The 14964-nt window shown below is 59.1% G+C and carries 15 protein-coding genes; 11 read left to right on the top strand and 4 right to left on the bottom strand.

The features are described 5' to 3' along the window. Positions 1-54: 54 nt before the first annotated feature. Complete coding sequence (locus CBB62_07530; GenBank protein OUT42137.1) at positions 55-516, bottom strand: hypothetical protein; 462 nt, start codon at positions 514-516, stop codon at positions 55-57. 82 nt (positions 517-598) lie between these two features. Here CBB62_07530 and CBB62_07535 point away from each other — a divergent pair, with 82 nt between their 5' ends. Then, entirely contained in the window at positions 599-1270 is a 672-nt protein-coding gene (locus tag CBB62_07535) for a hypothetical protein (protein OUT42138.1), read from the top strand. A gap of 6 nt (positions 1271-1276) precedes the next feature. Here the strand turns inward: CBB62_07535 and CBB62_07540 are convergent, their stop codons facing one another. Genes CBB62_07540 through CBB62_07550 form a run of 3 tightly spaced genes read right to left on the bottom strand, consistent with a single transcriptional unit; the run spans position 1277 to position 5567 of the window. Then, positions 1277-4324, bottom strand: coding sequence for a hypothetical protein (locus tag CBB62_07540; protein ID OUT42139.1), 3048 nt, complete (start codon positions 4322-4324; stop codon positions 1277-1279). Next, entirely contained in the window at positions 4281-4949 is a 669-nt protein-coding gene (locus CBB62_07545; protein ID OUT42140.1) for a uracil-DNA glycosylase, read from the bottom strand. Before CBB62_07545 ends, CBB62_07540 begins: the two co-directional genes overlap by 44 nt. A gap of 27 nt (positions 4950-4976) precedes the next feature. After that, positions 4977-5567: an NYN domain-containing protein gene (locus CBB62_07550; GenBank protein OUT42141.1), complete on the bottom strand. Its 591-nt coding sequence runs from the start codon at positions 5565-5567 to the stop codon at positions 4977-4979. Positions 5568-5710: 143 nt separating this feature from the next. Here CBB62_07550 and CBB62_07555 point away from each other — a divergent pair, with 143 nt between their 5' ends. From CBB62_07555 to CBB62_07600, 10 genes are all read left to right on the top strand, one after another. Further along, on the top strand, positions 5711-6217 hold the full coding sequence (locus tag CBB62_07555) for a 2-amino-4-hydroxy-6-hydroxymethyldihydropteridine diphosphokinase (protein ID OUT42142.1): 507 nt from the start codon (positions 5711-5713) through the stop codon (positions 6215-6217). A gap of 128 nt (positions 6218-6345) precedes the next feature. Further along, the gene (locus tag CBB62_07560) at positions 6346-6735 is read left to right on the top strand and encodes a DNA-directed RNA polymerase subunit omega (protein ID OUT42143.1); all 390 of its coding nucleotides are present in this window, start codon (positions 6346-6348) and stop codon (positions 6733-6735) included. Between the two features lie 104 nt (positions 6736-6839). Continuing rightward, entirely contained in the window at positions 6840-9011 is a 2172-nt protein-coding gene (locus CBB62_07565; protein OUT42144.1) for a bifunctional (p)ppGpp synthetase/guanosine-3',5'-bis(diphosphate) 3'-pyrophosphohydrolase, read from the top strand. 250 nt (positions 9012-9261) lie between these two features. Continuing rightward, positions 9262-9846: a hypothetical protein gene (locus CBB62_07570; GenBank protein ID OUT42145.1), complete on the top strand. Its 585-nt coding sequence runs from the start codon at positions 9262-9264 to the stop codon at positions 9844-9846. 58 nt (positions 9847-9904) lie between these two features. Continuing rightward, positions 9905-10672 (top strand): pyridoxine 5'-phosphate synthase, encoded by a 768-nt coding sequence (locus CBB62_07575; GenBank protein ID OUT42146.1) that lies wholly within the window; start codon positions 9905-9907, stop codon positions 10670-10672. Positions 10673-10695: 23 nt separating this feature from the next. Continuing rightward, positions 10696-11112, top strand: a complete 417-nt coding sequence (locus CBB62_07580; GenBank protein ID OUT42147.1) for a holo-ACP synthase — start codon at positions 10696-10698, stop codon at positions 11110-11112. Positions 11113-11319: 207 nt separating this feature from the next. Beyond that, positions 11320-12087, top strand: a complete 768-nt coding sequence (locus CBB62_07585) for a signal peptidase I (protein OUT42148.1) — start codon at positions 11320-11322, stop codon at positions 12085-12087. Then, complete coding sequence (locus CBB62_07590) at positions 12084-12815, top strand: ribonuclease III (protein OUT42149.1); 732 nt, start codon at positions 12084-12086, stop codon at positions 12813-12815. The genes CBB62_07585 and CBB62_07590 overlap by 4 nt, the downstream gene beginning before the upstream one ends. Next, entirely contained in the window at positions 12812-13720 is a 909-nt protein-coding gene (locus CBB62_07595; protein ID OUT42150.1) for a GTPase Era, read from the top strand. The genes CBB62_07590 and CBB62_07595 overlap by 4 nt, the downstream gene beginning before the upstream one ends. A gap of 54 nt (positions 13721-13774) precedes the next feature. Then, the gene (locus tag CBB62_07600; GenBank protein ID OUT42151.1) at positions 13775-14956 is read left to right on the top strand and encodes a hypothetical protein; all 1182 of its coding nucleotides are present in this window, start codon (positions 13775-13777) and stop codon (positions 14954-14956) included. Positions 14957-14964: the final 8 nt, after the last annotated feature.

A 14964-nucleotide genomic window follows, 5' to 3' on the forward strand; every position in this document is an offset into this window, starting at 1 on the left:
GGGACAAATGGCCCGGCACATCAAACAACAGTGAGATCAAGAGGGCGGGGCGGCTCAGGATTTGAGCGCAATGATTGCTTCAATCTCGACGCTGGCATTGAGCGGCAGATTGGCAATGCCAACAGCCGACCGGCTGTGACGGCCCGCATCGCCCAATACCTCAACCAGCAGATCGGATGCGCCATTGGTCACCAGGTGGTGTTCGGCGAAATCGGCGGTGGAGTTGACGAAGCTGGTCAGTTTGACCAGACGGTCGAATTTCGACCAGTCGCCATCAAGCGCGCGGTTGGTCTGGGCCAGAATGTTGAGGGCGCAATGGCGGGCGGCTTCCTGACCCTGTTCAACGCTGACCTCATCGCCGAGCTTGCCGGTCTGTACCAGTTTGCCCTCGGCCAGTGGCAGTTGGCCGGAGATGAACAGCAGGCCGTTCTGGATAACGGATGGAACATAATTGGCGGCTGGGGCGGCGGCTTCGGGAAGTTTTAGTCCCAGCTTTGTAAGATTATTCTCAATCATTGATTGGTGCTTTCAACGCGGCGTGATGGGTTGCGATGGATACTAAAATGCAGGGCGGTGATCGGCCTGTTCAGACGCAGCCATGGAAGGCGTAAATACCATGATCCGTCAATCCCCCAGCGCAGTCTTGCGTTCAAAATCTCCTGAACTTGCCGATGCCGTCGAGGCGATTGAGGCCCGCGGTCTGATCGCCGGGCAGGAAGTCGCCGTGCGCGGTTATTCGGCAGCAGACAAGGATCTGCACATCATCCAGTTGAGCATCGGCAACGGCAAACGCGGTTTCGATTTCAACATGCAGTTCAATCCCGATGGCGGGCTGATCGTCACCCACTCCTCCCGTGAGGGCGTGCGGGATGCAAAACCGGCGGTGGTCATGGAGCTGGGGCTTGATCCCAAGGTAAGAAAAGCCGCGCAAAGCATTGCGGAATCCAATGCCCAGCTTGCCGGTACCATGATTGATATGGCGACGCTGCCAGCACGGATAGGTCTCGGTATAATGGGGGCTGCTTCAAATGATGAGCCGGTTGCGGCGGCGGATAATGTCGTGCAGCTTTCGGCTTACAAGCGTCCGGCACGCAGACAGCAGGGTTTTGGCCGCACCAATGAGCGGACCATTTCAGGTCCGGTTGATTTCACCAATCCCGCCGATGCGCTGACCAGCCTGCACAAATGGGCCGGTGAGTTCCTGCCGACTGCCATGAAAAAGCGTCAGCCGGAAGCGGCACCCGCTCCGGCCAAACGCCCCGGCGCGTAAAACGTCTTAACCTAATGCCTCATCATAGCTGTGGCCCGCCTTTGAGCGCGTGCCACAGGTTCGGCATGTCGGCCCCATATCGGTCGGCATGACCGTCAGATTGCCGCAATGGGCGCATGGCTCGGCGAGATAGCCCATGGACATGGCCTTGGCCTGAGCATCGCTCTTGCCGATGGCCCCCTCATGCAGCCGTTCGCGGATATAGCCGCGTGATGTCAGACGATGCAGCAGGTCGGCGGCCAATGGTGCATCGGGCAGGTCGCCCTGGGCATCACCGGTGCCGAGGCTGTCATGGCGCACATCTTCCGGCCGGGCATGGGCGAGGTCGTCGCGCCCCAGATAGGAGATTGCCAGTTCCCGGAACAGATAATCGAGCACCGAGGTTGCCATCTTGACCGTCTCATTGCCCTCGACCGGTCCTGCCGGGTCAAAGCGGGTGAAGGTGAAGGCTTCGACAAATTCCTCCAGCGGCACGCCATATTGCAGGCCCATGGAGATGGCGACGGCAAAGTTGTTCATCAGCGAGCGGAAGGCGGCACCTTCCTTGTGCATGTCGATGAAGATTTCACCGAGGCTGCCATCCTCATACTCACCGGTGCGCAGATAGACCTTGTGCCCCCCAACGGTTGCCTTCTGGGTATAGCCCTTGCGGCGTGCGGGCATTGATTTGCGGTTACGGGATTGCTCCACGCTTTCAGCAAGCGCAACGGCCTCCGGCTGCTCTTCGACCTCATCGTCCAGTTCGGCCAGCTGATAGGGCAGGCCCCATGGCTGGTCGCTCGGTCCGGCGGTGCGGAACAGCGACAGCTGTTTGCAGCCCCGACGCCATGCTTTCAGGATCAGGTCGCTTGTTGCTGCCAGTTCGGTATCGGTCGGCATGGCGACGGTCATGGCAATGCCGCCGGAGAGATATGGCTGGCAGGCGGCAATCATCTCGATCTGTGCCAGTGCCGATGGTTCCTCATCCGCCATATAGGCATAGGCGGCGGACAGGGCGGGCTGGAACACATCGGCGATCAGGTCGGCGCGGGTCGGCTCGCTGATACAGGTGGTGAACAGGTTGCGCTGACCGCATCCGGCGACAATCGTGCTGGCATCGGTCCAGGCGGAGATGACAGCTTCGCCGAGGCCATCAATGACGCAATCATCGGCATTGAACGGGATCGGCTGGATACCGAGCGCGTCATAGCCGCTCTCGGCCCCCTGTGCGGCGAGTGCACGGTTCTGCATAACCCGCAGCATGTCCGCATTGCCGGTTGATCCGGCAGGGCAGGTGCCAAGCTCCTGTGCCAGCTCGGCGGAACAGCCGGTGGCGATGGCTGATTGCAGAGCGATAAGGCCGGAGGTGGTGGCGCGCGCCTGATCGCTGTCATAGGGCAGGTGCAGTGCCTTCAGAACCGGACCGATCGGGCCGGTGCTGATGGCGACCGGGCGATAATCGCGGGCGTGGAGTGCGGCACTCTGACTGCGCCAGTGCTGCATGCTCAGGGTAATGTCGAGGCTGATCAAGGCGATCCGGCTGGCCTGTACATAACCGGCGAGATCGAAATCCGGGGCGGCATCGGCGTCGGCATTGGGGCTGAGGAACATGGCGGGCACGATGCTGGCCATGGGCATTTCCACGCCCGGCACAAACTGTACTGCGCCATTGGCGGCATTGGTCATCTCCTCGGCGGGCACCGGTGACCAGTCGCGGACACTGTCATTAAAGCTGGTTGCGGGCTGGCCCGAGGTCCATCCGGCCCAGCCGAGACCATCGAGCAGGCTTGCCGCCTCGGCCATGGCACCGGTGGCGACAGCGTTGTCGTCACCGGCAGCCTCGGCCATCACTGCCTGTTCCAGCAGCTCATTGCTGAGACCAAGGGTCAGGCGGTCACGTTGCGCATCGGACAACCCGCTGTTGCGGCTCGCCTGTTTGGCCCAGGCGGCGAGACGGTCACTGCGACCGCTGGCATGAAGCTGCAGGGCACGGGCGGTCAGGGTGTCAGGAACACCGGCCTGTCGGCAATCCATGATCGCCCGGGTAATGTCCGGATTGGCGACCAGTTCGGCAACCGGTGCTGGAGTGACTGCTTTCAGGGTTTTGGCGAAGGCATCAAGAGTGGTGTCGAGCAGTTGCGCCCCAACCAGCGTGCTGGCGGCCTGCCAGTCCGTGGCCGCTGCCTCTGCCAGTGCCGCCATGGCAGCGTCATGGTCTCCCGCAGCATCGATCCTGCGCTCGGTAACGGTTGCCGTGCCGCCGCCGAGGTCACTCAATCGCGGATATTCAAGCAGCGATTCGGTGTGCTCGACGCCCTGCTGGTCCTTGCTCAGGCAATAGCCGCCGAGGCCATCGGTATCATCGCCATTGATGCCATAGGCCCAGTGCAGGCCAGCTTCGGCCCAGATATGCGGGCCTGGCACCATCCGGCGAGTGAGCAGCAGTTCGGCCAGTTCCGCGCGGAAATTCAGCGCCTGTTCCGCATCGTCGAAATAGCCCTGCCGCCATCCGGCATAGGCGATGCCACCACTGATCCGGGCAATGACATCGAAGGCATTGTTCTCGAAGGTATAGCGCTGTTCCTTGGGCGCTGCCTTCAGCGCCTGCTTGTCGAGGCCGGAACGCCAGAGCGCTTCCGGCACATTGGTGGCTCCGATCTGGCGGGTGAAGCGGGGCAGGCGGCCCTTGTAACAGGCGATCTCGGCAAAGGCGCGGGCGGCATTATCGGACCAGTCGGCAGGTACGATCACATGATCGGGAGCCTGACCGCCGCTGGTTGTATCCTGATTGTCCCAGAGGCCGGGTGACATGGAAACACGCCGCCGCGGGGCGGTACTGTACCGGTCGGTTTCCGACAGTTCGGGGTTGTTGCCAGTGAAATAGCGATGAACAAGCATGATCGCGCCCAACAATATGTAGTGCCAATAATGTTGGTCGACACTAAATATGGGCAAGTCTGAGCGCGAGTCGAAAAACGAGTCGCGCGCATGTTTTCGGTGGAAAACCCGTCTGGTCGCGATTTCAGGCTGGCTAACCGGCGCTATCGAGTACCCGGCGGATATGCCGGAAAACATCCTCGAACATCTCGGTCGTCAACCGACCGGTGTTGGTGTTGTAGCGTGAGCAGTGATAGCTGTTGAACAGGGTCAGCGGGGCATCCTCATCACCGACCGGATGGGCTGCATTGTGCTTGAAGGCAAAGGCGCTTTGCTTGAAGCCCAGTGTTGCCAGCGTGGATTTATGCGCGATCAGCCCGAGGGCGAGAATGGCGCGCAGCTTCGGCAGGGTGGTCAGTTCGCCATCCAGATACGGGCGGCAGTTGGCGATTTCCACAGTCTCCGGCTTGTTCTGTGGCGGTACGCAGCGCACGGCATTGGTGATCCGGCAGTCGCTCAAGCTCAGCCCGTCATCACGATGCTTGGCATAGGTGCCCGTGGCAAAACCGAACTTCACCAGCGTGGCATAGAGCAGGTCACCGGCATAATCGCCGGTAAACGGGCGGCCCGTCTGGTTCGCCCCGTGCAGACCAGGGGCGAGGCCGACAATCATCAGTCGCGCATCGGTCGGGCCAAAGCTCGGCACCGGGGCATTGTGATAGCTGGGGAACTTGTTGCCATTGGCATGACGGAACTCCGCCAGTCGGGGACAGGTCGGGCAGTCCGCTGGCGGGGCCGGGATGGTCAGGGTGCGGGCATTCATGACGGCATCGGACAAAGTTGTTCGTCCTTAATCGTCATAACCCTCATCATCGTAATCATCCCTTGATCTGCTGCGGCGGTTCTCGTCCCGGTCACCCCGAGAGAACTGCTTGGCCAGATCGGACAAGTCAAAGAAATTATCCGCTGTGCGGCGCAATTCATCGGATACCATCGGCGGGCTGGTCTTGGTGGTGCTGACCACGGTCACGCGGATGCCCTTGCGCTGGATCGCCTCGACCAGCGGGTGAAAGTCGCCATCGCCGGAAAACAGCATGACGTGATCGAGATAGGGGGCCAGTTCCATTACATCGACGGCCAGTTCCACATCCATATTGGAGCGGGTCTTGCGGCGGCCGGTGCTGTCGGTAAATTCCTTCGGCGGCTTGGTCACCATGGTGTAGCCGTTGTAATCGAGCCAGTCGACCAGCGGCTTGAGCGGTGAATACTCCTGATCCTCATCGATCGCGGTGTAGTAATAGGCACGGATCAGGCGTCCGCGCTCGGTCGCCCAGCGGAGCAGGGATTTGTAGTCGATATCGAAATCGAGATTGCGCGCGGCGTGATAGAGATTGGCCCCGTCGATAAACATCGCGAGCCGTTCTTGTTTGTAAATAATCATGACTATCCCTTATCAAAATGGATTATTGAAAATGTCATCGGCAGGGCCGGATAACATTGACATTGCATCCGGCTAATCTTTTACAAGTGGTTTGACGAAATCTTTCGCAACATGGCCACATTTTCCATGGAATACAAGTGCTTATGAAGCTCGTCGCCCTTGGTAGCAACCTGCCGCATCCGGAATACGGCAGCCCACAGGCTGTGCTGGAACAGGTCATAGCCTGTTTGCCGGATTATGACATTAAACTGGTTCAACAATCGCGCTGGTATGCAACCAAACCCGTGCCGGTTTCCGATCAGCCGGATTTCGTGAATGGCGTGATCGAGGTCGCCTATGATGGTACGGCGGATGCCCTGTTAAGCACATTGCATGAGATCGAGGCCCGGTTTGGCCGGGTGCGGGGGGTAATCAATGCCGCCCGGATCATTGATCTGGACCTGATCGATTTCGACAATCAGACAAGTGAAGCGGGGACGGGTGGGCCGGTTCTGCCCCATCCACGGATGCATGAGCGGCGTTTTGTGCTCCGGCCCTTATGTGATTTCGCGCCTGATTGGCAGCATCCGAAACTGGCACAAACTGCAGCCGAATTACTTCAGGGCTTGCCGTCTGCGGATGAGGGCGATACGGTGGCTTTATCCGAATAGGCAAATGCTGTATTGAGGCGCTTAATCGAGCGGGGCTGCCAAGCGTTTTGCGCGCGTGCAAAATGTCGGTGACCTGCCTATATTAAACCATCCGTTATCAAGACGTTAGAAATTGGAGTTCATGGCCCATGGCCCGCGTGACAGTTGAAGATTGTGTCGAAAGAGTACCCAACCGGTTTGATCTGGTGATGCTGGCATCCCAGCGCGCCCGCGAGATTGGCGGCGGTACCGCATTGCATGTGGATCGCGACAATGACAAGAACCCGGTTGTCGCCCTGCGCGAAATCGCCGAGGACAAGCTCGACCACGAAGAGCTGCGTGAATCCCTGATCAACAGCCATCAGCGCGTGACCCTCGAGCCAGAGGCACCGCCACCGGCAGCGGAAGTCCTGCTCGAGAACAAGAGCGAGGAAACCGCAGAGGGGCAGGAAGGCGGCACCTTCTCCGCAGCGATCAGCCAGCCAAGCATGGGGGCCTATCGCTTCGAGGACGATCAGGACGCTGTCGAAGACAAGTAATCCTTTCCGATTTTGCTGCCGCTCAGGTTACACTTGAGCGGCAGTATTGTGTTTGACCAATGGTTTACCGGGTTATGCGGGAACCGGATGAGGCAAGAGGCTAGATGATCCGGCAATTTGAGCTGGTCGAGAGGGTCAAGGCCTATGACCCCCATGTGGATGAAGACGCGCTGAACCGTGCTTATGTCTTCTCGATGAAGGCTCATGGCTCACAGACACGCGCCTCTGGTGACCCCTATTTCACCCATCCGTTAGAAGTCGCCGGTATCCTGACCGAGATGCGGCTTGATACTGCCTCGATCATTACCGCACTGCTCCACGACACGGTTGAGGACACCGAGGCTACCGACGCGCAAATCCGCGAGTTGTTTGGCGATGAGGTGGCCAATCTGGTCGAGGGGGTTACCAAGCTCAGCCAGATCAAGCTGAATTCCGACCAGTCGAAACAGGCGGAAAACTTCCGCAAGCTGGTCCTCGCCATGTCCGAGGATATCCGCGTCCTGCTGGTAAAGCTCGCCGACCGCCTGCACAACATGCAGACGCTGGAGTTCATTCCGCGGGAAGACAAGCGCAAGCGTATTGCCCGCGAAACCCTTGATCTCTACGCGCCGCTCGCCGAACGTATCGGCGTTGCCAAGATGAAGGAGCAGCTCGAGGACCTTTCTTTCGCACAACTGGTGCCGGAAGCGCGTGAGAGCATCCTGACCCGTCTGCAGTTCCTGCGGGAAGAGGGCGGCAACCTCGTTGACAACATCCTTGGCGAATTGCGCGAGTTGATGACCGCCAATGAAGTGGATGTCGAAATCTATGGCCGCGAGAAAACGCCCTATTCAATCTGGCGCAAAATGCAGCGGCAGAATGTGGCGTTTGAACAGCTGTCCGACATCATGGCGTTCCGGATCATCGCACCGGATATTGCCACCTGTTATCAGGTTCTGGGCGTTATTCACGGCAATTACCCGCTGGTGCCGGGTCGGTTCAAGGACTACATCTCGACGCCGAAGCCCAATGGCTACAAGAGCCTGCACACCACGGTTATCGGGCCCGAGCGCCAACGGATTGAAATCCAGATCCGGACCCAGGACATGCATGAGAGTGCAGAGCTGGGTGTGGCGGCGCACTGGGCCTACAAGCAGGGTACGCCGGGGGCCGATACGCCGAAGTTCCGCTGGCTGCGCGACTTCCTCGACATTCTCGACAATGCCCAGCGTCCGGAAGAGTTTCTCGAGCATACCAAGCTCGAGCTGTTTCAGGATCAGGTGTTCTGTTTCTCACCACGCGGTGACGTGATTGCCCTGCCGAGCAAGGCAACCGCGGTTGACTTCGCCTATGCGGTGCATTCGGATATCGGCGATACCTGCGTCGGGGCCAAGGTCAATGGCCGTCTGGTGCCGCTTGATACCGCCCTGAACAACGGTGATCAGGTCGAAATTCAGACCTCGAAGAACCAGACGCCGTCACCGACCTGGGAACGCTTTGTCGTTACCGGTAAGGCGCGGGCCCGTATCCGCCGCTTTGTCCGTTCACAGCAGCGGGCGGAATATGCCTCGCTCGGCAAGGCCATGGTGCAGAAGGTCTTCCGTCAGGAAGGCTACGAATTTACTGAAAAGGCGGTTCAGAACGTATTGAAAACAATGCGTTTTGATGAGAATGATGATCTCTATGCTGCGGTCGGTATGGGCAACCTGACCAGCCGTGAAGTGTTCAACACCATTTTCCCCGGTCACCGCAGCGAGGTTGCCGAGCAGCTGCGCGCGAAGTCGGATGAGAATGTCGTCCCGATCCAGAAGGCGCGTCAGGAACGCCGCCGCCGGAATGATCACCCGGTCCCGCTCCGTGGTCTGATCCCCGGACTTGCCGTGCACTTTGCCCGCTGCTGTCACCCGCTGCCGGGCGACCGTATTGTCGGTATCGTCACGTCTGGTAAGGGGGTAACGATCCACACGATCGATTGCGATACGCTGGAGAGCTTCGCCGAAACGCCCGAGCGCTGGATTGATGTTGCCTGGGATGTGGGGCCGGAAGCACCGGAGGAACATACCGGGCGTCTGCAGATCACGCTCGCCAATGAGCCGGGCAGCCTCGGGACGCTCTCGACCGTGATCGGCAAGAATGATGGCAATATCCTCAATCTCAAGGTGACCAACCGGTCGCTCGATTTCTGGGATATGCTGATTGATATTCAGGTCAAGGATGTGCGTCACCTGACCAATATCATTGCCGCCTTGCGGGCAACGCCAGTGATCAATGCCGTGGACCGCGCCCAGGGTCGGTAAGCAGGAACGGTAATTCGTCCTGCGACATTAAGCGTTTCGCAATGCCGTCGTTTTATCAAAAGAATTGAAAACCATAGGCGCATCACGCTGGCATTTTTGTTATGATCGCCTATGGGAAGGCGTGAAGCATACTGACAAGCGGTGGCGATCCGGTATTTCGTCCCTATATAAGCTTCACGTATTTGGATGTGGGAATGGCTGTTGCCCGGTATCTGCCGGTTGCTGACAGCCCGTAAATAACGACAGAGCGATGTTTCGACGGCGGCGGCCATTAAGTTGGCTTCATCTATTCAAGGAATTATTCTGGCCCAAGGCCGGTTGGCGCCGTGTCGTAACCTATCTGAAGCATCGTGTACTCCGACTGCGCGCTTCCCCTTATGCCATTGCCACCGGGTTTTCCTGCGGGGTGGCACTGTCCTTCACACCGCTGGTCGGCTTTCACTTTATTATCGCGGCCTTGCTTGCTTGGCCTCTGCGCGGGAATATCCTTGCCGCTGCATTGGGCACACTGGTTGGCAATCCGATAACCTTCCCGATCATGTGGGGCACCTCCTATCAGATCGGCCTGATCCTGCTCGGTCGACAGGTTGGGTTCACCGGCAGTGGCACGGCGATGTTCATGGAGGCTTTTGATCATCTGACGATCAGCACCGTGCTCAACCAGATCGGCGAGATCACCTTCCCATGGTTGCTCGGCAGCATGATAACCGGACCGATTGCGGCGGTGATTGCTTTCTGCATCGTCAGGGTCGGGGTTGCTACCTATCGCAAGCAACGGGATGAGGCCAAGCTGCAGGCGGAGATTGCCAAGGGCTCGATCAAACCGGCAGAATAGACAAAGTCAAATCCCGTCCTATCTCCCTGATACATTCTGCCAGTCGAAAGTTTCCTTTATGTCCAGTAGTTTACGCCTCGGTGTGAATATCGATCATGTGGCGACCCTGCGTAATGCCCGTGGTGGTCTGCACCCGTCACCCCTGCGTGCCGCTCAGGTAGTACAGGCGGCTGGAGCTGATGGTCTGACCATCCATCTGCGCGAGGACCGTCGCCATATCCGGGATGGCGATGTCAGCGAGTTGGTGCAAGCCATTGATTTGCCGATAAATTTGGAGATGGCTGCGACCGATGAAATGCAGCGTATCGCCCTCGATAGCTTGCCGACCGCTGTCTGTATCGTGCCGGAAAAACGGGAAGAACTGACGACCGAAGGCGGGTTGAACGCGCTTGGTGCTGAAGCCGCGCTGACCAAATTCGTGAAGCCGCTGGCTGATGCCGGGATCAGGGTGTCATTGTTTATTGACCCCGATCCGGCACAGGTCGCTGCTGCTCATCGCATCGGGGCCGGTGCGGTGGAGTTGCATACCGGCGCTTATGCCGAGGCCTATGACAACGCCCATGATGATCCGACCCGTATGGCCGAGGAACTGGATCGCCTGTATCAGGCGGCCAGAGCCACCCGCGGTACCGGTATGGAATGCCACGCCGGGCACGGTCTGACCTATGGCAATGTCGAGGCGGTGGCGGTCATCCACGAGGTCGTGGAACTGAATATCGGGCACTTCCTGATTGGCGAGGCCGTGTTTGTCGGGCTGGAAACTGCGGTATCGCGGATGCGGCACCTGATGAATGCTGCCCGTGCAGATGTTGTAACCCATGAGTAATCGCAACCCATGAGTAGGCTGGCATGATTATCGGTATTGGCAGTGATCTGATCGACATTCGCCGGATTGAGAAAACTCTCGAACGGTTCGGCGAGCGGTTCATCAACCGCGTCTTTACACCGGTCGAGATCGCGCGTTCGGAACGCAAGGCCCAGCGCATCCCATCCTACGCCAAACGCTTTGCCGCCAAGGAAGCGTGCTCCAAGGCACTGGGCACCGGCTTTAGAGCCGGGGTGTTCATGAAGGATCTGGGGGTGGTCAACCTGCCATCGGGCAAACCGACCATGGCGATGACCAACGGTGCCGGGGAACGGCTGGCCAGCCTGATTCCCGACGGTTATGAGCCAATGGTGCATCTGACCATTACCGATGAGCCGCCATATGCTCAGGCATTTGTGATTATCGAGGCGGTGCCAATATCCGCTAAGCTGCCGGAATAGGGGCATTTGGCGGGCATTTCTGCCATGTTACGGGCGATTGGGTTCTGGACATTGCGGTGGTAAGGTCCTAACCCTTGTCCAGCGCAGGGGTGAGCAGGCCCTGTCTGGTTCTTGAACATTCTTGCGGGCTTGCCCCGGCATATTTCTCGGTCTTTTGGCGGGGACAGGATTTTGGCAGATCATTTTTTGAAGACCGGTAGCGAGACAGTGGAAGTCCAACAGACAAAACCCAAGGCCGATGGCGGCTTTACCGAAGTGCTGAAGATTTTTGTCAGCGCTTTTTTCATTGCCTTCCTGATCCGCAGCTTTGCCTATGAGCCGTTCAGCATTCCGTCCGGCTCCATGGAACCGACCCTGCAGATCGGTGACACCCTGTTTGTCTCGAAATTCGCCTATGGCTATGGCCCGTACTCAATTCCGTTCATCAAGCTGCCGTTTGATGGCCGTATCGGGGGGACCGGACCGGAGCGCGGCGATATCGTCGTTTTCAAGCTGCCGACCGACACCTCGACCGATTATATCAAGCGGGTGATCGGCCTGCCGGGCGATCAGGTGCAGGTGGTCGATGGCCGCCTTTATATCAATGACAAGCTGGTCGAGCGTGATTTCAAGGCCGATGTGCTGGAGTTCAACAGCGGTATCCGCCTGCCGCGCAAGCTCTATCACGAGACGCTGCCCAATGGTGTCGTGCATGAGATTTTCGAGGAAAACGACAATCAGCCGCTCGACGATACCCGCATCTTCAAGGTGCCTGAGGGCAAGTACTTCATGATGGGCGATAACCGTGACGGGTCGCAGGACAGTCGCGTGATCCTCAAGGTCGGCTATGTGCCGGCTGAGAATATCGTCGGTCGAGCCGAGCGGATTTTCTATTCGGTCAAGCCCGGTGAGCCATGGTGGCAGTTCTGGCGCTGGGGCGAGGTTATGCGACTTGATCGTACCTTCCTGTCAGTTGACACGGTACCGGACAAATGACCAGTGATGGCGCTTTAACGGCGGTCGATCTGGCGCCGCTTGAACAGGCGCTTGGTCACACCTTCTCCGACAAGACCCAGATCATCGCAGCACTGACCCATCCGAGTGTTATCGGCACCGGCGCGGTAACGGCTGCCGAGGCCTATGAACGGCTGGAGTTCCTCGGTGACCGGGTGCTGGGGCTGGTGGTGGCCGAAATGCTGCTTGAGGCCTTCCCGGACGAGCGCGAGGGCGACATCGCCAAGCGCCATTCGGTCATGGTGCGCAGCCAGACCCTTGCCGAGGTCGCCAAACGCATCCGCCTGGGTCATCTGATACAGGCCGCCCCCGGCGATGCTGCGATCAAAACCGATGTGGTCGAGAACAAATCCATCCTCGCCGATGCCTGTGAGGCGGTGATCGCCGCTCTGTACCGCGATGGCGGGATTGAGGCTGCCCGTGCCTTTATCAGGCGCGAATGGACCGGCATCATGACTGCAGCGGAAAAACCGCCACAGGATGCCAAGACCAGCGTTCAGGAATGGGCACAGCAGCAGGGTATTCCACTGCCGCAATACAAGGTGCTGGACCGCGCCGGACCGGATCACGCGCCGACATTTACCATCGGGTTGTCGCTACAGGGTTTCGATATGGTTAGTGCCGTGGGAACATCTAAACAGAAGGCAGAGCAGGCCGCTGCCCGGCTGATGCTCGATCAGGTTTCTGCAACTGGAAAGACAAAGTCATGAGTGATGCCACTGCCGAAACCCGCTGCGGTTTTGTTGCCCTGATCGGTGCGCCAAATGCCGGGAAATCGACGCTGCTCAATGCGCTGGTTGGCACCAAGATCGCCATCGTCACACCGAAGGTACAGACCACACGTACCCGTATGCTGGGGGTCGCGATCGAGGGCGAGAGCCAGATTGTTTATATCGACACGCCGGGTATCTTTGCACCCAAGCGGCGGCTCGACCGGGCCATGGTGGCAACCGCCTGGCAGGGGTCGTCCGATGCCGATCTGACCCTGTGGCTGGTGGATGCCAAGCGCGGCCTTGTTGAAGAGGTGCGCCGGATTGCCGAAGCCTTGAGTGAACAGAACCGCCGGGTGACGCTGGTGCTGACCAAGACCGACTTGATCAAACCCGATGCGCTGTTGCCGTTATCGGCTGCGCTCAACGAACTGGCCCCGATTGACCAGACCTATATGATTTCCGCGCCCAAGGGCGACGGGCTTGAGGATCTGCGACAGCTTCTGGCGCAGTCCATGCCGGTAGGGCCATGGCACTTCCCGGAAGACACCCTGACCGATCAGGCATCGCGCATTCTGGCAGCGGAAATGACCCGCGAGGCGCTTTTCCTCAAATTGCATCAGGAACTGCCATACGGCATCGCGGTCGAGACCGAGAGTTGGGAAGAAAAGCCCGATGGCTCCGCCCGTATCCAGCAGGTGATCTATGTCCAGCGCGAGAACCACAAGCGCATGGTGATCGGCAAGGGTGCCTCGATGATCAAGGCGGTGGGTGAGGCGTCCCGCAAGGAGATCGAAGCCCTTCTTGATCGCAAGGTGCATCTGTTCCTGCATGTGAAGGTGCAGGAGAACTGGGCCGATGACCCGGATCATTACAACGCCATCGGATTGCCGTTCAACGTTTAGGGGCTGTGACCGGCCTGTTCATGGGCGGGCTGTCCGCCATGGGATATTCAGACAATGAACCTGACGCAGACCCGCAGTCTGATAGCCATTTACGGCTCGATGTTTGCCATGGGGCTTGCCTTCGGGCTGGTGCTGCCGACCATGTCCATCCGCCTCGATCTGGCCGGGTACAGCCCGGCGGTAATCGGCGGTGTGGCGGCCATGGCATCGCTGTCGATCCTGCTTGCGGCAGGCAAGGTGCCGGCACTCCATGCCCGGTTCGGCATGGTGACCATCATTGTGGTCTCGCTGCTCGGTGAGGCCATCACCTATCTCCTGCTGACCCAGACCGAGCATATCATCGCATGGTTTGTACTGAGCTTTGCCTTCGGCCTGTTCAATACCATCCCCTGGGTGATGGGCGAGGTCTGGCTGAATGCCGTGATCCCGAACGGCAAGCGCGGTCGCTATATGGCGACCTATGCCGGTATCTGGGGTATCGGCATGGCGCTCGGCCCCCAGATCATGCTGATGGTCGGTGCCGATGGTGATGGGCCGTTCTACGCGGCGGCACTGGTCTATCTCGCCTCTGCTATCTGGGTCTTTGCCCTAAGAAAAGGTGCGCCGAAGGTCGAGCCGGATACCGACCGCAGTACCCTGCGCGGTACGCTCGGCATGATCGCCCTGATGCCGGTGCTGGTCATCTACGCCATCGCCGGTGGGCTGGCCGAGACCATCATCTATTCCATGATGCCGGTCTATGCCCTAGGACGCGGTTATGGTGAGGGCTATGCTGCCCATCTGATTACTGCCTTCGCAGCCGGTGGCATCGTGCTGCAATATGTTTTCGGCTGGCTGTCCGACCGCTATCAGCCGCGACTGGTGATGACCTGCCTGCTTGCGGCGGGGGCGATAACGGCGCTGGCGCTGCCACTGGCGGGCCAGATGCTCTGGCTGGCCATCGTGCTTTGCTTCCTGTTCGGCGGTATGGCGATGAGCGTCTATACCCTTGCCATCACATTGGTCGGGCATGGCATTGCCCGCCAGTTCCTGCCAACCGCCCATGCGCTCATGGTGATGTGTTATACGTTGGGTGGTCTCGTTGGGCCCTGGCTCGCCGGCATAGCCATGCAATGGTTCCAGCATTCCGCGATGCTCTGGCTGGTCGCTGCCATCTTCGCACTGGCATTCTGTCTGGCGATAGCGCCTGCCGGTCGACAGCTGGTTTCGGCCAAGCTGCAGGCGGTGATTGAGTAGGTGATGGC

The organism is Micavibrio sp. TMED2 (assembly GCA_002168225.1).
GTDB lineage: Bacteria > Pseudomonadota > Alphaproteobacteria > TMED2 > TMED2 > TMED2.